A 21686-nucleotide genomic window follows, 5' to 3' on the forward strand; every position below is an offset into this window, starting at 1 on the left:
TTGATACAAAATCATATTAAATGTAAATTACATTCCGTTATCAATTATGGAGATTTAAATGAAATATGTCGCAGTGCTTTTAGTTTTAGTTCTCTATTCCGTTTCGATTTTCAGTCAACCCGCTAAAAATATGCCGGGTTTATCTAACATCTCACAAAAATATCTGATGAAGACCGTTACATATCTCGCCTCAAAAGAACTTGGCGGAAGATTGTCGGGTAGCGAAGGATATAATAAAGCCGCATCTTACATGGCAAACGAGTTTTCAAAGCTTGGATTGAACCCGTTCGGTGATAGCGCGTACTATCAGAATTTGAATGTTGAGTACAATGAGATTTATTCTCCGGTGAAACTAAATCTGATTGAGGATGGAAATTTAAAGAAAGAATATAAACTTGGAAAAGATTTTGTTTGCAGAGAGTTGACAGGATCGGGACATGTTACAGCGCCAGTTGTGTTTTGCGGTTATGGATTGTCCAAACCGGAATTCGGTTATGATGATTATGCTGCAGTTGATGTTAAAGGAAAAATTGTCATTGTTTTCAAATCTAACCCTCCGTGGAAAATGAACGACACCTCGAACTGGGGAAACGGTTATCCCAGATTCAAAGCAAAGCTTGCGAAAGAACATGGCGCGGTTGGAATACTCATTGTCTCGTTGCCAAACGATGCAAAACCACAAAAGGCAATCATCAGCGTGCTTGAGGGTGGCGGAGAGCAGGATGAAAATTTTCCGCAGTTTCATATTGATATCCCGGTCGTTGATGAAATTCTGACAGGTAGTGGCTTCACATTAAAAGATCTACAGACTAAAATAGATTCATCAAAACAATCCTTTGCCGTGCAAACTGCTTCTATCATAGAGATGGAAGTTCATTCAAAATATACGAAAGAAAAACCCACGATGAATATTGTCGGCAAGCTTGAGGGTTCCGACCCAAAATTGAAAAATGAATACGTTGTCGTTGGCGCGCATCTTGATCATGTTGGTGAGCAGGCGGGTGAGATTTACGCTCCGGGTGCGAACGATAATGCCTCTGGTTCTGCCGCAGTTCTAGAAATTGCACGGGCATTCGTGAAGAGTAAAGTTAAACCTAAGCGATCAATAATTTTTGTTCTCTTAGCAAGCGAGGAGCTTGGATTAATCGGCTCGAAATATTTTGTAGATCATTCTCCCGTACCGTTAGAAAAAATTACTTCAATGATAAATCTTGATTGCGTTGGATATGGCGACAGCATTCAGATCGGGAATGGAAAAAGTGCACCGAATCTTTGGAAAATTGCAAAACATCAGGATTCTCTATATACAAAGATGATGGTTGAAGCAACGTGGAAGGGTGGTGGAGCTGATGCCGGACCGTTTCACGATAAAGGTATTCCGGCAGCATATTTTGTTACCACAAATAGCTATGCACACTTACATTATATGACTGATACACCGGAAACGCTGAACAAGTCGTTGTTTGAAAAAATTACGAAACTTGCGTATTGTACGACATTCGAGGTTGTTCAAGGAAGATATAATAGAGAAGAAATTGTTAAATAGAGTTTTCAACCATAAATATTTTATCGATAAAGTCGAATGACGATAAAACCAAAACTAAATACTTTCGATACGACAATGATTGTTGTCAGTTTGGTGATTGGCATCGGAATTTTCCGCACGCCAGCAATTGTTGCATCATCAGTCAATAGTACTGAATTATTTTTTGCCGCATGGATATGCGGAGGAATATTTAGCTTCATAGGTGCGCTTACGTTTGCAGAAATTGGTTCGCGTTTTACGAAGCCGGGTGCGTATTATAAAGTTGTGGCAGAATGTTATCACCCAGCAGCAGCGTTTATGCTGAATTGGGCGAACGTTGTTATTGTAAACACCGCAGGCACTGCAGCGGTTGCAATGATAGGAGCCGAGTATCTTACCCCGACTTTGTTTTCTTCAGTTACCGATCTAACATTCACAACGCAACTTGTTGCCGCCGGATTAACACTTTTTCTTCTGGTTATAAATTACCTCGGAATCAAAACAGGTGCGTGGACGCAGAATATTCTTACAATATTTAAAATAGGCATGATGCTGTTGATTGTAGCCGCGGCTTTTTACTTGGGCAATCAGTCATCACCTGTAGTTCAAGAAATTCCGGCCTCACATTCCTGGTGGATGGGATTTGCATTAGGATTGGTTTCTGTCTATTACACTTATGGCGGGTATCAGAATACTCTTAACTTCGGCGGTGATGTACAATCTCCGAAGCGGAACATACCGCGTGCAATATTTTTCGGTATCGCAATCATAATAATTTTATACCTGCTTATTAATTGGGCGTACATTCATCTGCTCGGATTAGAAGGTGTGTCGGGATCAAAACTTGTTGCAGCGGAAGTGGCTCGAGTTTGTTTCGGCAATTCAGCGTCAACCGTTATCTCAATAACAATTTTTCTCTCGGCAATGGGATTTGTAAACGTCACGTTAATGCAGATACCGAGGACATATTATGCAATGGCAATGGATGGCGCACTTCCTAAAATATTTATGAGGATAAATAGCAAAACACAAGCACAGGAATTCACGCTTATATTTTTCGGTGGTATGGTACTATTGTCGATTTTTCTTTTGGGGACCTTCGAAAAACTTGTCAATTATATTATGTTCTTCGATAATCTGAACAATGCCATCGTTGCTTCGACGATATTTGTTCTCAGGAAGCAATCAAAAATAACTTCCGAAACAGATTCCTACAAAATGCCGTGGTTTCCCGTGATGCCGTTCTTATTTATATTGTTTTTATTAGGAATTTCGATAAATGTATTTATAAACCAGCCAACCGATACTTACATCGGAATTGGAATTTTAATAACCGGTTATCCGTTCTATCGTTTAATGAAGATGGTTAGGAGTGACAAAAATTCTTAAGCATTATTTTGTATATTCAGGATGTTGTATTTTCAGATGGAAAAGATAATTTTGATGTGTATGGTTATAAATTTTCATGGAATCATTTTTAATTACCTGGGGCCACGTTAATTGAAAGTGTGCGACCGATGAATCATATTCTTAATCACATCTTAGATGATCAGCTGATTATTACAGATGGTGCATGGGGTACGGTGCTTCATGCGTTAGGATTAAAACCCGGTGAATGCGCAGACAGCTGGAATATCAATAATCCCGAAAAAGTTAAACAAATCGCCCGCGCATATACCAAAGCCGGCAGTTGCATATTACTCACAAATACATTTCGGGCGAATCGGATAACACTTAAAACATTTAATCTTGATTCGAAAATTAAAGAAATCAATTCAACTGGTGTGAAAATATCAAAACATGCGATCCGCGATCGAGGTTTTGTTTTTGCATCGATCGGTCCGATCGGCAGTTCTTTAGAAACGAATAAAATTCCCGACGAAGAACTAAAAGAAATATTTTACGAACAGGCGATCATTCTGGCAGACGCCGGCGCAGACGCGATTGTAATTGAAAGTGTTTTCAATTTGAACGAAGGATATATTGCGTTGGAAGCGGTAAAACGCACAGGATTACCGGTTGTTTTTTCTATGACTTTCGATAAAGAAAATTTATTAAGCTCAAAAGATGATTTACATGCAACGCACGAATACAAAGAGAAATTATCCGGAGCGGATATAGTCGGACTCAACTGTGGAACCGGAGTGGAAGATAGTCTTCTTCACATAAAAAAAATACGAACATACACCAAAGCTCCTTTATGGTTCAAACCAAGCGCTGGAATTCCATCCATTGTTCGGAATAAAATTGTATATTCGACTACGATAAAAAATTTTGTTGAATACTCGCGTGTTCTAAAATCTCTCGGCGTAAAATTTATTGGAGGATGCTGCGGCACAACACCGGAATATATTAAACTGCTGTCAATGACATTGCGGAATAAAAGTGAATCTTGATCGCTAAAGGAGATCATTATGAAATAATTGAAATTCATTCCCTTTAATGATATATTTATTCTATTTATCAACAGCGTTGTTATTAGCTGCTGTGAATGGTCGATTTCACTTTTAGTAAGGATTTAATGGATGAAATTGCAAGTGCTCGATTGGATTATCGTTGTTGGTACGTTCATAATATGTTTTCTACCGGCGTTATATTTTAGCAAGCGCGCCGGAAAAAATACTTCTGAATTTTTCGCCTCAGGCAGATCTGTCCCGTGGTGGCTGGGAGGACTTTCGATGGTTGCAACTACATTCAGCAGCGATACGCCGAACCTTGTTACCGATATTGTACGACGCCAGGGAGTCGCAGGGAACTGGGTGTGGTGGGCTTTTGTGTTGACAGGAGTTTCAACGGTTTTCTTCTATGCACGACTCTGGCGCAGATCGGGAGTAATGACGGATCTTGAATTTTATGAACTGAGGTATTCAGGTAAAGCGGCGAGTTTTGTTAGAGGATTCAGATCGATTTATTTAGGTTTGTTTTTTAACGCCATGATAATGGCGACAGTCAATTTAGCGGCATGCAAAATTGCCGGGATATTATTCGGGCTTGACCGCTGGCAAACGCTGATGATAGTTGGTGTACTTAATGTCGCGTTTGCTGCTCAGTCGGGTTTGTGGGGAGTTCTTGTCATCGACATGATTCAATTTTTTATCAAGATGACTGCAGTAATTGCAGCAGCATACTTTGCTCTTCAACTTCCTGAAATTGGCGGAATGAGCGGCCTTGTTGAAAAACTTTCTCACACCAGCGGACCTAATGGAATAAATTATCTTAATATTCTTCCCGACTTTACCAGTAATTGGGATATTGCGTTGGCTGTCTTTATTATGCCGATAGCAGTTCAATGGTGGGCTGTCTGGTATCCGGGTGCCGAACCCGGCGGCGGAAGTTATATCGCTCAGAGAATGCTTGCTTCAAAATCAGAAAAAGACTCACTCGGCGCGGTTTTATTTTTCAATGTTGCACATTATGTCCTTCGTCCATGGCCCTGGATTATTGTTGGGCTTTGCTCTATTGTTATTTATCCGCAATTATCAGATATTCAAAACGCATTTCCGAATTTGGACCCGAAACTTCTCGGTCACGATATTGCATATCCCGCAATGTTAAAATTTTTACCTGTCGGTTTTATCGGGTTGATGGTAGGTGGACTTATTGCTGCGAATTCATCGACCATACTCACTCACCTAAATTGGGGTGCTTCGTATATTGTGCACGATTTTTATCGAAGGTTCATACGTAAAAATTCAGATGAAAAACATTATGTGCTGGTAGGTAGATTAGTGACTATCGGATTATTTTTATGCGGGGCAGGACTTGTTTTTGTTCTTGATACGGCAAAAGACACATTCGATATGATATTACAAGTAGGCGCGGGTACCGGATTAATATATTTAATCCGATGGTTTTGGTGGCGTGTAAATGCCTGGTCGGAAGTTGTCGCTATGATTAGTTCATTCGTGATCTCAATGATATTGTTTATTCTGAAAAAACAAGGAATTGAAATCAGCGTTCATATAGGGTTACTGACTACAATCTTTTTCACGACGGCATGCTGGCTTACCGCTGCATTTCTCGGTCCCCGTACCGACGAAAAAGTTCTTATCGATTTTTACAAAAAAGTTAAACCATTCGGTCCCGGTTGGAAGAGAATAAAAGAGAAGGCTGGGATTTCAGATTCAGATATCAAAAGTGCGAACGGGAATATACCTCTTGCACTTCTGGGTTGGTTTACAGGATGCATTGTGATATGGTCATCTTTGTTCACAGTTGGAAATTTTTTATATGGAAGATTGAATTATGCAATCGGTTTACTTGTAGTTTTTATTGTCAGCGGCATTTCGCTTATATTCGTAATTAGAAAATTGTGGTCGGATGGTGGTGAAACAAAAATCGAATGAACCAAATTCAAAAATTAAAAATATCAACACCCGGCAGGATATGCCTTTTTGGTGAACATCAAGATTATCTGTTGTTACCTGTAATTCCCGCTGCGATATCGTTAAGGATAAGCATTGAAGGAGAGAGGCGTAAAGATGCTGAAATTACGTTAAAGTTACCGGATATTAATTCTGGAATTCGGTTTCCAATCACCAAGAATATTGAGTATGTTCTCGATAGAGATTATTTCCGGAGCGTTTTTAATGTATTACAAAAAAAGGGATTCACATTTTCATCCGGGTTGAACGGTATTGTGAAGGGAACAATACCGATTAGTTCCGGCACTTCAAGCTCATCTGCACTAGTTGTTTCGTGGACAAATTTTTTGGCGCGGATGAGCGATCAAGCAAAAGACTTATCGGCAGGTGAAATTGCACGGATTGCCCATAGGGCCGAGGTGCTGGAATTTGGAGAACCCGGCGGCATGATGGATCAGTATTCAACAGCGCTCGGTGGAATAATCCATCTCTCTTTTTATCCGGTAATTTCAATCAAACCGATAAACGTGAAAATGGGTGATTATGTGCTTGGTGATTCAAAATCACCTAAAGATACAAAAAGTATACTGTCACGGGTTAAAAACCGTATTATTCAAATTGTACAAAAACTTTCCATACATTATCCTGAATTCTCTCTGCAATCGATTCAATTACTGGAGCTGGATCGGTTCAGGAAAGAATTAAACAATGATGAAATGGAGTTGCTTGAAGGAACAATCCGTAATCGCGATATCACCATAGAAGCATTAAAGCTCTTAGAAACTTTTCCGCTTGATGGAAAGAAACTTGGAGCATTACTTAACGATCATCAACAAATTTTGAGAGATGTTTTACAAATATCAACGGAGAAGATTGATAGAATGCTCGATGCCGCGATGGAAGCAGGAGCGTACGGCGGAAAGATCAACGGCTCGGGCGGCGGTGGCTGCATGTTTGTATACGCGCCGAAAAATACAGAAGTTATCGCCGAAGCCATAAAGAGGGCAGGCGGTAAAGCTTACATTGTTCGTGTTGATGAAGGAACACGTGTTGATCAAATGATAGAATGAAAATGAAAGAACCAAACATTGTTATTCTTGCAGGCGGTGTTTCTTCCAGAATGAAAAAACCGATCAAACCGGTCGAAAATATCGATTCTTCTATCCTAAAGGATATTCATACGACATCCAAATCTATGCTGGGTGTCGGAGGGAACGCGCGTCCGTTCCTCGATTACCTCCTCTATAATATTGAAACAGCAAACTACACGAATGTGGTTATTGTTGTTGGTGAAAGAGATCCCGGTATTTATGATTATTATGAAAATAATAAAGGGAAAAATCAATTTAAACGACTGGGAATTTCTTATGCAGTTCAAAAAATTCCGGAAGGCAGAGTAAAACCGCTTGGAACAGCGGATGCTTTAATGATTGCACTTAAGTCAAAACCGGAATGGAGTGGACAAAGTTTCACGGTTTGTAATAGCGATAACCTGTATTCTGTGAGAGCTTTGAAAGCGATGATGGATGACTATCATGAAAATGGAATGATCGATTACGATAGATCAGTGCTTCGATTCGATCGGGCACGCATCGAAGCTTTCTCGGTTATTCGTAAAGACGCCGATGGTTTTTTAATGGATATTGTAGAAAAACCATCTCCTCAGGATATAGAACAAGCTAAAGATGAGAAAGGAAGAATCGGTGTGAGTATGAATATATTTCGATTTTCATACGACATGATATTTCCATTTCTTGAAGATGTACCGATGCATTCGATAAGAAAGGAAAAAGAATTACCTTTAGCGGTAAAAATGATGATAGAGAAATATCCAGGTTCGATGTACACGATTCCTCTTGCCGAGCATGTAATAGATTTGACAAGTCAATCCGATATCTTCGATGTAAAAGAGTACCTTAAAAAGGAATATCCGAATTTTTAATAATCATTACTGACGTTCCCAAAAATATTTTTAATCTAACTGTTGTCTCATTAATTCAAATCCCAATGTAAATATTATGAAATCGTTCATTCAGTTGTTAATGATAATTTTCTTCATCTGTTTATTATCTACCTTCGCTTGTTATTCACAGCAAAAAGAGATCATCATAAATGTTTCGAGTAAAAATGTCGATACTGTGCGATATATTTTGCCGGCTAATTATCAGAATGGTTTCAGAAAATCGGTTTCCGGTCAAACCATTGAGTACCATTCCAATCATCCCGATGCAAATCAAGCGTTACTCGTAAGAGCGAAGCGTGATGTTGGATCAATTTCGTGGGAAAGTGATACGCTAAAGGAAGATGGAAGTAATTTCTATAATCTCATCTGGCTTGCCGGCATCGAAAAGAGCGGATGGCAGCAAAGCACTCCTCACAAATTTGATTTTTATATAAATGGTGAGAAATGGTTTACGTTTAAAAATTTTAAAGACTCATCGGCATCCTCCTGGAATGTTCAGGGAAATAGCGGAAGTGAATTATCTTTCGAGTCGAGTATAGCTGATAGGTTCGGAGATTTATTCGGATATATGAGATTGAAATTACCTAAAGGCAATTTTAAATCCGGTTATCCATTGATCTTCGGAGTAAGAGGTGAAGATGCCGAGAGTCCGGATTGGTTCATGGCGTTCGAATATTCATTTAACTTCACACCCCGATTGCGGTTGGAACCCGCGCTCCTTCGTACAAATTCTGTTCCTTCTCAAGTTATCCGGTTATCGCTGGATAATTTATTGCATGGAAGGTCGATAGAAATAATTGCTGATGATCAACGATCTATAAAAGAAACTTTGAAAGTCGGAGGAAATATATTCTTCATACCCGTTGATGAAGTTAAATCAGAAACGCAAATCCCTGTACTGTTTTCAATCGATGGAAAGATAGTTGAACGCAAGAACGTAACGTTGAAACCGGTAATTAGAAGAGAGATATATCTTTTATCGTATTCTCATAACGATATCGGATACACCGACTTACAACCTAATATCGAGAAAAAACAAATGCGGAATCTTGATGAGGCGTTACGGTTGATGGAACAAACGAAAGGCTATCCTCCCGAAGCACAATACAAGTGGAACATGGAAGTGATCTGGGCGCTTGAAAGTTATATGAAGCAAGCTTCTGAAGAAAAACAAAAAGAAGTTGTCGATGCGATAAAAAATGGAAAACTCGGATTGAATGCGCTCTATGCAAATGTCTTGACAGGACTCGCAAGCAGTGTCGAGATGATGCACTTTACGGAATATGCGAGAAAATTGTCGGGCGAATATTCCGTTCCGATAACAACTGCCTGCGTTTCAGACATCCCTGGATTCACATGGGGGCTTGTTCCAACGCTTGCAAAAAGCGGAGTAAAATATTTTTCAAGCGCACCTAATAGTTTCGATCGTGTCGGTCATATTTATGAGATGGGTGACAAACCATTTTACTGGGAATCTCAATCGGGGGAAGAAAAAGTATTGACGTGGATCGCTGCTGCGAGTTATGCGAGTTTTCACGAGGGAGATATTTCCCGGCTCGGAGATGAAAAGATTTTGAAAATGATGAGACGGCTCGATGAAAATAACTATCCGTATGATATCGTTCAGCTTCCGTACACGATCGGGGGTGATAATGGTCCACCCGATCCGAATCTTTCTGATTTTGTAAACCGATGGAATGAAAGATATGTGTCGCCACGTTTAATCATCTCGATTCATAATCAAATGTTCAATGAATTTGAGAAGAAGTACGGTTCAACTCTTCCAATACTTAAGGGCGATTTGACACCGTATTGGGAAGACGGTGCGTTTTCTACTTCGAAAGAAACATTTCAAAATCGTCACGCAGCAGATAGGTTAATTCAAAGTGAAGTCGTTTGGTCAATGCTATCACCGGATAATTTCCCCGGCCAAGATTATTATAATGCGTGGCGGCAAGTCGTTCTGTACGATGAACATACCTGGGGTGCGCATAATAGCGTTGCAAATCCTGATTCTTCGTTTGTCAAAGGTCAGTGGAATATTAAAAAACAATTTGCAACCGATGCAGACAGCATGTCAAACTTATTACTGGAGAAAGCTTTCGGCACCTCGAAAAAGGAGAATGGTTCAATCGATGTTTATAACACGAATTCATGGTATAGAACCGATTTGGTTGTTCTACCCAAAGAAAAAAATTTGGCAGGCGACCTTGTGGTTAATGAGAAAGGGAAAAAGATTGCATCGCAGCGGCTCACTACGGGTGAGCTCGCATTTGTTGCGGATAATGTTCCACCCTTTTCAGCAAAACGTTTTTTTGTTAAAACCGGAAAAGCATACCAAAAAGGAAATACGAAAATATACGGAACTTCTATTGAGAATCAATTGCTCTCGGCAACAATAAATGGAAACAGAGGAACAATCGATGAACTGATCCGGAAGAGAGACGGCAAGCAGTTGGTTCGCGCTAATGGCTCATCAGGTTTGAACCGTTATCTTTATGTTCCCGGAAAGAATCCGGACAGCGTGCAATATCTGAAAAACATAACTATCAAGGTTAAAGAGCGCGGACCGGTTATGGTATCGCTTGTTGTAGTCGGTGATGCCCCCGGATGCAGAAAATATTCTTCCGAGATAAGAATAATCGATGGTATCGAAAGGATCGATATAATAAATAATATCGACAAGATTGCAATCCGCGAAAAAGAAGGAGTACACTTTGAATTCCCATTCAATATTTCCGATGGACAATTGCGTTACGACGTTGCAGTTGGAATTGTTCAGCCCGAAAAAGATCAGATTCCGGGTTCATGTAAGAATTTTTTCTCTACACAAAGCTTCGTAGATATTTCGAATGAAGAATTAGGAGTTACGTTGGCTTCTCCGGATGCTTCGCTGATAGAGATCGGTTCTATTAATGCGGAGAAACCATGGATGAAAACGATAGAACCATCTCAAACTATTTATTCGTACGTAATGAATAACTACTGGCACACTAATTACAAAGCTGATCAGGAAGGTCCTGTAACATTTCGGTATTCAATTATGCCGCATGCCCAATTCAAACCTGAAGCTGCTATCAGGTTCGGGATTGAACAGCGACAAACTTTGATTGTCGCACCTGCCTCGGTAAAAGGTATCTCCTCGCTCTGCACTGTTGAGCCATCAAGTGTCATTATAAATTCTATCAAACCATATCCAATTTCCAACGGCTGGCTTGCTGAAATCTATAACGCAAGCGCCAAAACACAGAACGCATCTATTCACTGGAACAAATCGATACCGGTAGAGATGCGTCTTAGCAGTGTTAACGGAGAATTTGGTGGAAAAATCCAAACCCCAATCCAGATTCCTGCATACGGATCTCGTTTCATTCGCATTGATAGAAAGAAATAGTATGAAAAGATTATCGATTTTCGGATTATGTATTCTCCTTTTCGGAGTGTATCCTTTACTTTACGGGCAGGCGCCTACGCATACGTTTGCGATCAGTGAGAAGGATTTTCTGCTCGACGGAAAACCATTCCAGATAATCAGCGGAGAAATGCATCCTGCGCGCATTCCCAAAGAATATTGGCGGCACCGCGTTCAAATGGCAAAAGCTATGGGATGCAATACCATTGCGGCATATATTTTTTGGAATTACCATGAGTCAGAACCGGGAGTGTTTGATTTCAAAACAGATAATCGTGACATAGCTGAGTTTATTAAAATTGTTCAACAGGAAAATATGTGGATTCTGTTTCGTCCCGGTCCATATGTTTGCGCCGAGTGGGAGTTCGGAGGATTGCCACCTTATCTGTTACGAATCAACGACATAAAAGTGCGTTGCATGGATCAACGATATATGTCCGCTGTCGAAAGATATCTCTCAAAACTTGCATCGTTAATATATCCGCATCAAGTAACACAAGGCGGTCCGATATTAATGGTGCAAATAGAAAATGAATATGGTAGCTATGGAAACGATAAATATTATCTTGAAGAACTTAGAACAATTTGGAGAAAGAATAAAATCGATGTACCATTCTACACCGCTGATGGTCCTACACCATATATGCTTGAGGCGGGAAATATCGATGGTGCGATAATAGGATTGGATTCGGGCTCGGATGAAAAGGCATTCGAAGAAGCAGCAAAACGAAATCCGAAAATACCGGCATTCAGCAGTGAAACTTATACCGGATGGCTCACTCATTGGGGAGAAAGCTGGGCTAAACCGGATACCGCCGATTTAATGCAGGAAGTAAAATTTTTACTCGATACAAAACGCTCGTTTAATTTTTATGTAATTCATGGAGGGACTAATTTCGGTTTTACCGCCGGCGCAAATTCGGGCGGTAAAGGATACGAACCTGATTTAACAAGTTACGATTACGACGCACCGATAAACGAGCAGGGTCAACCGACTCATAAATATTTTGCGCTGAGGAATTTGATATCACAGTATGTCGGAAAACTGCCGGAAATTCCGGAACCTATTCAGGCAATTGAAATTCCCGAAATCAAACTTTCAATACTAACCTCTGTATGGAATAACTTGCCGGAACCGGTTACATCAATTCAACCCAAACCGTTTGAGAGTTATAATCAGGACTACGGATTCATTCTCTATCAAACAAAACTGATCGGACACAAAAGCGGAAAGCTGACGATTACCGATCTTCATGATTACGCAACAGTTTTTCTGAATGGTCAATACATCGGAAAGTTGTATAGAGGAGATGGTGAGAAAACTATAGAATTGCCTAAAAGTGAATTCAAGGATCCTATACTTGAAATTTTTGTAGAAGGAATGGGTAGAATTAATTTTGCTCAACATCTAATCGATCGAAAGGGAATTACTGAAAGGGTCACACTCAACGGAATGACATTAATGAACTGGGAGGTTTATAATCTCCCGTTTTCCCAAAGCTATATACAAAACCTTGTACCTTCTGGTATCGATACCGTGCGCAGGGGAGTTTTTTTTAGAGGAACATTCAGCTTGAATAACGTAGCGGATACATATATCGACTTAGCGAGTTATAAAAAAGGAATTGTCTGGATCAATGGACACAATCTCGGACGATATTGGGAAATCGGTCCCCAAAAACGTTTATATTGTCCCGCGCCATGGTTGATAACCGGGAAGAATGAGATAACAATCTTTGATCTTCTCCAAAACGAAGCAAAATCTGTAAAGGGGATGAAGACTCTTGAATAGAAATTAATATTGTAGTTTTTAACTGTTAATAGCGTTTTCCTGAATGATAAACTAAGACCGAATGGAGAATAATACAAAATGAAATTATCCTGCAAAATTTTCCTAATCACGTTTTTCTTCACAAATATTTACACGATTACGTACACACAATCTATTCAACCAGAAACAAAATCCGAATATAATGCACGCATGGCATGGTGGAAAGAAGCGCGCTTCGGACTGTTCATTCATTGGGGACTCTATTCCGTTCCGGCAGGTGAGTGGAAAGGCAAGACGGAATATGGTGAGTGGATCCGAACATCGGCCCAAATCCCACTCGAAGAATATGATAAGTTTGTTGGACAATTCAATCCGGTCAAATTCAACGCCGATGAGTGGGTTCGCTTGGCAAAAGATGCTGGCATGAAATATATTACCATCACAACAAAGCACCATGATGGTTTTTGTCTGTTCGATTCGAAATACACCGACTTCGATATCATGTCGACTCCATTTAAACGAGACATAATGAAAGAATTGTCGGATGCTTGCCGCAAAGAAGGAATAAAAGTTTGCTGGTATCATTCGATTATGGACTGGCATCATCCCGATTATCTACCTCGAAGAGATTGGGAAAAAATCCGCTCGACTGAAGGCGCAGACTATGATCGTTATGTCCGGTATGTGAAAAATCAATTGCAGGAACTCACAACTAACTATGGAAATATTGGCGTGCTTTGGTTCGATGGTGAGTGGGAGGGCACATGGACCCGCGAACGGGGCAGAGATCTCTATAATTATGTCCGAGAATTACAGCCGAATATAATCATTAACAATCGTGTAGGTGCGGGACGATCAGGAATGGAAGGATTTTCCGAAGGTGAAGAATCCGCGGGTGATTTTGGAACTCCTGAACAGCAAATTCCTCCAACAGGTTTGCCGGATGTAAATTGGGAAACGTGCATGACGATGAACGATCACTGGGGATATAACAGTCATGATGAGAACTGGAAATCGGTAAAAGATTTAGTGCAAAAAATAGCCGACATTGCTTCGAAAGGCGGTAACTTTTTATTGAATGTTGGTCCAACCTCCGAAGGTCTTTTCCCGCAGGCAAGCACAGACAGGCTGAAGGAAATTGGCAGATGGATGAAAATCAATGGCGAAGCAATTTATGGAACCGAGGCAAGTCCTTTTAAAAATCTGACCGGTGCTCGATGTACACAGAAATCGATTGACAGAGGCACTCGATTATATATGCACATCCTCGATTATCCGGTAGACGGAAAATTTATTGTGCACGGCATATTCAATAAACCGATGCAAGCTTTTCTTCTTTCAGATCCGCAAAGAAAATTGTTGACTGTCAATAGAGCGGAAGATGCGCTGGTAATAACAGTTCCAACAATTCCTCCCGATACAATTAATACAGTTGTTGTGCTGGATGTGGAAGGGAGAACAGATGTAAACGATCCGCCGAATATCGATACTGAGTTCACAATATTTGTTGATCAACATGAAGTTGCCGTTAAATCGAATCGTGAGAATGATGAAACACATTATACAACAGATGGAACAATTCCTACTGTGTATTCACCGACTGTCAGAGAGAACGTTAAGATAAAAGAAACGACAACGATCTCGGCACAATGTTTTCGTGATGGAAAAGTAGTAAGTGGAACTTCAAAAGCCACTTTTGTTAAGGTTCAACCAAGGAGTTCTGAAACTTTAGAAAAACCTACAAATGGAATAAATTTCGCTTATTTTGAAGGTGATTGGGACAGTTTGCCAAACTTCAGAAACCTTGAGCCTTTATGTAGTGGGACATTGTCAAATTATAATTTCACACCGCGGAAAGAAGTCGAATATTTCGGATTCGAATATAATGGTTACATCAAAATTCCAACAGACGGAGTTTATATTTTTTATACTTCTTCAGATGATGGCAGTCGATTATATATTGGCAGTGAACTTGTTGTTGATAACGACGGATTGCACGGCATGTCAGAAAAAAGCGGAGTTGTTGCATTGGCAAAAGGTTTTCATCCGATACGGGTAACATTTTTCGAAAAGACCGGAAGCGATGACTTGAAGGTCTCATATAAAGGACCGGGACTTAATAAACAAGTTATTCCTGATTCAGTATTATTCAAATAACTTTTACATCATAGTAGTCATATTTTCATTATTGGTAACAATCATATGAATTATTTCAAGATTTTAATAATTTCGAGTCTTCTTGTTTTCTGTGCCGGTATACTTTTATCTCAGGAAGATGAAGCTCATTATGTTCCGGTGAAGGACAAAGAAGTGCAAAAAAAACTTGCGCAATGGCAAGATGCAAAATTTGGTTTGCTGATGCATTGGGGGACTTACAGTCAATGGGGGATTGTTGAGTCATGGTCGCTTTGCGGCGAGGATGAAGGTTGGTGTCAGCGAACGGGTCCTTATGCGGATGATTATGAAAAATATAAGCAAGCTTACCGCGATTTGAAAAAGACATTCAACCCGATAAAATTCAATCCTGAAAAATGGGCTATTGCCGCAAAGGATGCCGGAATGAAATATGTTGTTTTTACAACGAAGCATCACGACGGTTTCTGTATGTTCGATACAAAAACAACCGATTACAAAATCACATCGGGTGAATGTCAATTCAGTTCAAATCCTAAATCGAATATCACAAAAGAAATTTTTAAAGAGTTCAGAAAAAATGAAATGATGACCGGAACATATTTCTCCAAACCGGATTGGAGCTCCGATTATTACTGGTGGTCATACTTTCCTACACCCGATAGACATATAAATTATAATCCGTCAAAACATCCTGAACGATGGAAGCAATTTCAGGATTTCACACATAATCAAATTGAAGAATTGATGACGGGATACGGGCCGGTTGATATTCTCTGGCTCGATGGTGCGTGGGTGCGCCCGCTCGAGAATATGCCGAAAGAATTTGAATCGTGGGCAAAAAAAGATATGTTCAATCAGGATGTGAATATTCCGCGCATTGCCGTAATGGCGCGAACTCATCAACCGGGATTGATTATCGTTGACCGATGGGTGAACGGAGAATATGAAAATTATCTGACTCCCGAGAATAAAGTTCCTGAAAAGGCGATGACTGTTCCATGGGAAGCATGTATCCCGATAGCAACGAGCTGGTCGTACAAACAGAACGATAGCTACAAGTCTGAAAGGGAATTAGTTCATTTGCTGGTTGATATTGTTGCAAAAGGAGGAAATCTGCTGCTCAACATTGCGCCATCTCCGGATGGTGAATGGGATTCCGTTGCATACGAAAGACTTAAAGGTATTGGAGAATGGATGAAACTAAATAACGAAGCAATCTATTCCACTAAACCGGTTTACCCATACAAGACAGAAAATGTTTGCTTTACTTCCGGCAAAGACGATTTAATCTATGCAATCTATCTAGGTGATGACAAGACACAAGAAATACCACAGATGGTTACTTTGCCGAGCAATAAAATCACAAAAGGTAAACAAATATATTTGCTGGGATATGAATCCAAGTTGAAAATTAAAAAACATCTCGTTGGATCGAAAGAAAAAATTTTGGTTGAGATCCCCGACAAATTCAGAAAATCGTTACCTTATAAACATACATTAACTTTTAAGTTGATTCAATGATATTCGACATATGAAAAAAGTCCTCAAGCAATTTTTGATAATATTAATAGGTGTTTTTATTTTTTCCTCCGGAATTGTATTTTCCGAACCTGATAACAAAAAACTCTCAATTATTCCCACACCCTCACAGGTTAATTTTCACAAAGGATATTTTTTATTAAACCCTCAAACAAAAATCATTTATTCTGGAAATAACTCGGAATCAAAATTTACTGTTGAATATATTGCAAAAATTATTCGAGGTTCTACCGAATTTAAATTACCGGTTAAAGACGTCGTTAAAATGCCATCAAAGAATTATATTTTTTTCAATTACATTCACGATGAAAATCTTGGCAAGGAAGGTTATAAACTGGATGTTGATAAAGATAAAATAAGTGTTGGTGCAAATTCCAGCGCCGGTTTTTTCTATGCGGTTCAAACGATATTACAATTACTACCTTCGGAAATTTATGGTCGGAAAAAAGTTAAACATGTTCAATGGAAAATTCCGTGTATCTCTATTGTGGACAAACCCCGCTTTCAATGGCGAGGGATGCATTTGGATGTCAGCAGACACTTTTTCCCCGCTGAATTTATCAAAACATATATTGATATGCTTGCGCTGCACAAGATGAATGTTTTTCATTGGCATCTTACCGACGATCAGGGATGGAGAGTTGAAATAAAGAAATATCCTAAACTTATATCTATCGGTGCATGGCGTGTAGATCGCGAAGATCGGTTATGGAACGACCGTGAACCACAGCATGAAGGGGAAAAAGCAACTTACGGTGGTTTTTATACTCAGGATGAGATCAAGGAGATAGTAAAATATGCTGCTGAACGGCAAATCACGATTGTTCCTGAAATAGAGTTGCCGGCACACTCCGGTGCAGTGCTTGCGGCATATCCGGAATATTCTTGCACGGGAGGACCGTTCACCGTTCCTCCCGGTAGTGTCTGGCCCATCACTACTCTTTATTGTGCGGGCAACGATAGTACATTTGAATTTATTGAATCAATTTTAGATGAAGTAATAAATTTATTCCCTGGAACATTTATCCATATCGGTGGTGATGAAGCTGATAAAACTGAATGGAGCAAATGTCAGAAATGTCAGGCACGGATCAAAGCTGAACGATTGAAAGGTGAAAACGAGCTTCAGAGTTATTTTATAAAGCGTATTGAAAAATTTATTGTTTCAAAAAACCGACGGATAATCGGTTGGGATGAAATTCTGGAAGGTGGCATCGCACCGGAAGCAACAGTCATGTCGTGGCGCGGTATGGATGGAGGAATCGCCGCCGCAAGAATGAACCATGATGTTGTTATGACTCCCGGCTCGCATTGCTATTTCGATTACTATCAAGGTAAACCCGATTTTGAGCCGTTGGCAATCGGCGGTTATACTCCGTTAAAGAAGGTTTATGAATTTGAACCGATACCGGATAGTTTAACTTTTGAACAATCTAAACATATATTAGGCGCACAGGCAAATGTTTGGACTGAATTTATTGCGACACCGGAACATTTTCAGTATATGACTTTACCTCGAATGGCGGCAATGGCTGAAGTGTTGTGGTCGCCAAAACAAATGCGGGACTGGAATGAATTTATTCCAAGGATTGAAGTGCAAATTGAGCGTTATAATAAATTAAATTATAACCATGCAAAAAGCGCTTATCTTATTTCAATATCTGCATCGCTGGATTCTGTAAAAAAAGAATTCGGTTTTGAATTATCGAACGAAATGCAATCGAAAGAAATGCGCTATACTCTCGACGGAAAAGAACCGACTATTCATTCCACTAAATATGTGAAGCCATTCAATGTAAATAAATCAACAGTTGTAAAAGCAGTTGCGTTTCATAAGGGAAAGGCGATTGGCGTTGTTTCGGAACAAAAAGTTTATTTACACAAAGCACTTTTTAAACCGGTAACATTAAAATATCCTTACTATAAATATAACGGCGGTGGTGAATTAGGATTGACGAACGGAATTCGCGGCACAAAATCTTATAACGACGGCAATTGGCAGGGATTCGAACAAAACGATTTAGAAGCGATAATTGATCTCGGTTATGTAAAACAAATTAATAGTATTTCAACCGGTTTTCTTCAAAATACGAATTCCTGGATATTTTTCCCTTCGCTTGTCGAATACAAAATTTCTGAAGACGGCGTTTCATATAGTGCGATAACACACTTCGATCAACCTGTTGCAACGGGTCATCGGGAAGTCGAGATAAAAGAATTTTCTTTTGAATTGAAAGATGCAAAAGCACGTTTCATTAAAGTGATTGCTAAAAATATCGGTCAGTGCCCGGATTGGCACATTGGCAAAGGTGGCAAGGTGTGGTTATTCATTGATGAGATTGTCGTAGAATAACTCCTCTGTTTGTATGTGTCTCATCGAAATTAAATTCAAACATAAAATTAATCATCTAAAAATAACATGACACACTCTAAAATATTTCGGAAAATTATTTTTATTTTCTTCTTCCTTATAAATTTTATTTTTGCACAGACTTCCGATACGTTAATACTCCGTCAAGGGATGGCGCTTCAACTATTAAGAGGATATGGAGAAACAATCATTGCTCCAAATCCTGTCGAAGCGAATTTGGCTTTAGGAAAATGGGAATCACCATCAAAAGGGGAAAGCGTAACTTTTGTTAATGGCGAAGAGCATCAATGGATAATGTTAAACGCCGATTCATCCGGCTGGTTTGAAGATTCGGTCTTAACTGGCTGCTATCTTTATTTTTCGGTCGAGATGAAAAAGAAAACCATTATGATTCTCGAAGCGATGGGAAATGAAATGGTGTACATCAACGGTGTACCCCGTTCCGGTAATCCGTATGGATTGAAAGACACATACGAATCATGGGAAACAAATTTCCAGTACTCACGCCTTCCGTTGCAGCTTGAGAAAGGAAAGAATGAATTTCTTTTCCGCTGTCAGCGAGGCCGCTTCAAAGCAAAACTTTATAACCCATCAAAAAATATAATGTTCAATACTCGCGATATAACAATACCCGATTTTATAGTCGGAGAGAAAATTGACACATGGGGTTCGGTGGTAATCGTGAATGCTTCAGATAAAACACTTAATAATCTTAAGATTAAAACAACCATTGAAAAAAAAGAAGGAAAGTCGATTCAGGTTCCAATTATTCAGCCGATGAGTGTTCGGAAAGTAGGATTTCCATTGATCTCGGAAGCGATTAATCAGAAAGGAGTTACCGATGTTTGTGTTACTTTGTTCGAAACACATTCTGGTAAAAACATTATTATTGATACTGTAAATATTCCGTTAAGGGTGCTGAATTTTTCGGATAATCATAAAGAAACATTCATCAGTAAAATCGATGGCAGTGTACAATATTACGGGATTAATCCCGCGGTCGGATCGAACAAAGAAAAATTTACAGCACTTTTTCTTTCGCTTCACGGAGCGGGGGTTGATGCGGTGAATCAATCAGGTTCCTATTATCCAAAAACATGGGGACATATCGTCGCACCTACAAATCGCAGACCATACGGATATAATTGGGAGGAATGGGGAAGATTAGATGCAATGGAAACAATGGAAATTGTAAAACAACGTTATCGAATTGATGAAAATCGGATTTACCTCACCGGTCATTCGATGGGCGGTCATGGAGTTTGGCATATCGGCTCACTCTTTCCGGATAAATTTGCAGCAATTGGACCAAGCGCCGGATGGATTAGTTTTTGGACATATCGTTTCCGGGGACAAAATGTTTTAGACACAACTGATATCAGGAAAATGATTCGTCGGGCAACAACACCTAGCGAGACATTTATGCATGTCGATAATTATAAACAGCTCGGTGCTTACATCTTACATGGCTCTGATGATGATAATGTTTATCCCGAACAAGCAAGGATGATGGTTGATGAACTCAACAAACATAACTATAAAGATTTTATTTATCACGAGCAAAAAGGTGTAGGTCATTGGTGGGATTTATCCGATGAACCAGGTGCGGATTGTGTAGATTGGGCACCGATGTTCGATTTTTTTGCACGTCATGCGCGTCCGCAGAAAGAACGTATCAGAGAAATAAATTTTAAAACATCTAATCCGGGAGTGTCGTCAAAAAATAATTGGATCACGATAGATGCACAGATTGAGCAACTGAAAATCAGTTCGGCAAATATTCGGTTCGATCCGGGAATGAATCGATTTGTCGGTACAACAGACAATATCGCACGACTCGCTTTTGATCTCGATATGGTCAAAACGACAGACACTCTTATAATAGAGTTAGACAGTCAAAAAGTTGTTACTGCCGGAGTTAAATCTGATGACGGAAAAATGTGGATAAGTAAAAAAGGTGGACAATGGATTATAGATGGAAAGCCGTCTTTGTTAGAAAAAGGGGCGCACCGTTACGGGGCTTTTAAGGAAGCATTCCGGAACCAGATGATTTTTGTATATGGTACGGATGGCACACAAGAAGAAAATGAATGGGCTTTCAATAAAGCCCGCTATGATGCGGAGAAATTCTGGTACCAGGGTAATGGTTCGATTGATATTTATGCCGACAAAGATTTCGATCCGTCAAAATTTTCCGACAGAAATATAGTTCTCTACGGAAATAGAAATACAAACAAAGCTTGGGGCAAACTTTTATCCGATAGTCCCGTGCAAGTTGGAAAGGGTTTTGTAAAAATCGGTGAAAAGAAAATTTCAGAAAACGACCTGTGCTGTATTTTCATCAGACCAAGGGCCGGAAGTAATATCGCGAGCGTTGCAGCTATTTCAGGAACAGGCATTATCGGCATGAAGTTGAGTAACAGGTTGCCATATATGAATCCGGGAATAGGTCTTCCGGATTGCACAATTATGAATCAAGATATTCTTAGCCATGGTGAAGAGGGTGTAGTAATGGCAGGATTTTTCGGACTTGACTGGAGTTTAGAAAAAGGCGATTTTGTATGGAATAAAAAACGATGATAATCAGTGAATCAACTTAAATTAT

12 protein-coding genes are annotated in these 21686 nt (G+C 39.7%); all 12 read left to right on the top strand.

Annotation, left to right across the window (positions count from 1 at the left end):
• The first annotated feature begins 58 nt into the window (after window positions 1-58).
• Window positions 59-1546 carry a M20/M25/M40 family metallo-hydrolase gene (locus tag HZB59_09010; GenBank protein ID MBI5021562.1) on the top strand — a complete coding sequence of 496 codons (1488 nt, stop codon included), beginning with the start codon at window positions 59-61 and terminating at the stop codon, window positions 1544-1546.
• Window positions 1547-1582: 36 nt separating this feature from the next.
• The gene (locus HZB59_09015; GenBank protein ID MBI5021563.1) at window positions 1583-2914 is read left to right on the top strand and encodes an amino acid permease; all 1332 of its coding nucleotides are present in this window, start codon (window positions 1583-1585) and stop codon (window positions 2912-2914) included.
• A 128-nt stretch (window positions 2915-3042) separates the two neighbouring features.
• A complete protein-coding gene (locus tag HZB59_09020; GenBank protein ID MBI5021564.1) occupies window positions 3043-3921 on the top strand; it encodes a homocysteine S-methyltransferase family protein in 879 nt (292 codons plus the stop codon).
• 129 nt (window positions 3922-4050) lie between these two features.
• Window positions 4051-5871 (top strand): Na+:solute symporter, encoded by a 1821-nt coding sequence (locus HZB59_09025; protein ID MBI5021565.1) that lies wholly within the window; start codon window positions 4051-4053, stop codon window positions 5869-5871.
• Entirely contained in the window at window positions 5868-6959 is a 1092-nt protein-coding gene (locus tag HZB59_09030; protein MBI5021566.1) for a GHMP kinase, read from the top strand. The genes HZB59_09025 and HZB59_09030 overlap by 4 nt, the downstream gene beginning before the upstream one ends.
• 2 nt (window positions 6960-6961) lie before the next feature.
• A complete protein-coding gene (locus HZB59_09035) occupies window positions 6962-7831 on the top strand; it encodes an NTP transferase domain-containing protein (GenBank protein MBI5021567.1) in 870 nt (289 codons plus the stop codon).
• Window positions 7832-7907: 76 nt separating this feature from the next.
• The gene (locus tag HZB59_09040; protein ID MBI5021568.1) at window positions 7908-11246 is read left to right on the top strand and encodes a hypothetical protein; all 3339 of its coding nucleotides are present in this window, start codon (window positions 7908-7910) and stop codon (window positions 11244-11246) included.
• Window position 11247: 1 nt separating this feature from the next.
• Window positions 11248-13056, top strand: a complete 1809-nt coding sequence (locus HZB59_09045) for a beta-galactosidase (protein ID MBI5021569.1) — start codon at window positions 11248-11250, stop codon at window positions 13054-13056.
• A gap of 78 nt (window positions 13057-13134) precedes the next feature.
• Complete coding sequence (locus HZB59_09050) at window positions 13135-15192, top strand: alpha-L-fucosidase (GenBank protein MBI5021570.1); 2058 nt, start codon at window positions 13135-13137, stop codon at window positions 15190-15192.
• A gap of 45 nt (window positions 15193-15237) precedes the next feature.
• Window positions 15238-16692, top strand: a complete 1455-nt coding sequence (locus HZB59_09055; protein ID MBI5021571.1) for an alpha-L-fucosidase — start codon at window positions 15238-15240, stop codon at window positions 16690-16692.
• A gap of 10 nt (window positions 16693-16702) precedes the next feature.
• The gene (locus HZB59_09060; GenBank protein MBI5021572.1) at window positions 16703-19063 is read left to right on the top strand and encodes a family 20 glycosylhydrolase; all 2361 of its coding nucleotides are present in this window, start codon (window positions 16703-16705) and stop codon (window positions 19061-19063) included.
• A gap of 66 nt (window positions 19064-19129) precedes the next feature.
• Window positions 19130-21661 (top strand): prolyl oligopeptidase family serine peptidase, encoded by a 2532-nt coding sequence (locus HZB59_09065; protein ID MBI5021573.1) that lies wholly within the window; start codon window positions 19130-19132, stop codon window positions 21659-21661.
• The last annotated feature ends 25 nt before the right edge of the window (window positions 21662-21686 follow it).

This window comes from Ignavibacteriales bacterium (genome assembly GCA_016214905.1).
In the GTDB taxonomy this organism is placed as follows: Bacteria; Bacteroidota; Ignavibacteria; order UBA10030; family SZUA-254; genus PNNN01.

What these genes read in the sequence shown, in the direction of transcription:
- HZB59_09035 (MBI5021567.1), top strand. Translation starts at nt 6,962, where the DNA reads ATGAAAGAACCAAACATTGTTATTCTTGCAGGCGGTGTTTCTTCCAGA.
- HZB59_09010 (MBI5021562.1), top strand. Translation starts at nt 59, where the DNA reads ATGAAATATGTCGCAGTGCTTTTAGTTTTAGTTCTCTATTCCGTTTCG.
- HZB59_09045 (MBI5021569.1), top strand. Translation starts at nt 11,248, where the DNA reads ATGAAAAGATTATCGATTTTCGGATTATGTATTCTCCTTTTCGGAGTG.
- HZB59_09025 (MBI5021565.1), top strand. Translation starts at nt 4,051, where the DNA reads ATGAAATTGCAAGTGCTCGATTGGATTATCGTTGTTGGTACGTTCATA.
- HZB59_09015 (MBI5021563.1), top strand. Translation starts at nt 1,583, where the DNA reads ATGACGATAAAACCAAAACTAAATACTTTCGATACGACAATGATTGTT.
- HZB59_09020 (MBI5021564.1), top strand. Translation starts at nt 3,043, where the DNA reads ATGAATCATATTCTTAATCACATCTTAGATGATCAGCTGATTATTACA.
- HZB59_09030 (MBI5021566.1), top strand. Translation starts at nt 5,868, where the DNA reads ATGAACCAAATTCAAAAATTAAAAATATCAACACCCGGCAGGATATGC.
- HZB59_09040 (MBI5021568.1), top strand. Translation starts at nt 7,908, where the DNA reads ATGAAATCGTTCATTCAGTTGTTAATGATAATTTTCTTCATCTGTTTA.
- HZB59_09055 (MBI5021571.1), top strand. Translation starts at nt 15,238, where the DNA reads ATGAATTATTTCAAGATTTTAATAATTTCGAGTCTTCTTGTTTTCTGT.
- HZB59_09050 (MBI5021570.1), top strand. Translation starts at nt 13,135, where the DNA reads ATGAAATTATCCTGCAAAATTTTCCTAATCACGTTTTTCTTCACAAAT.
- HZB59_09065 (MBI5021573.1), top strand. Translation starts at nt 19,130, where the DNA reads ATGACACACTCTAAAATATTTCGGAAAATTATTTTTATTTTCTTCTTC.
- HZB59_09060 (MBI5021572.1), top strand. Translation starts at nt 16,703, where the DNA reads ATGAAAAAAGTCCTCAAGCAATTTTTGATAATATTAATAGGTGTTTTT.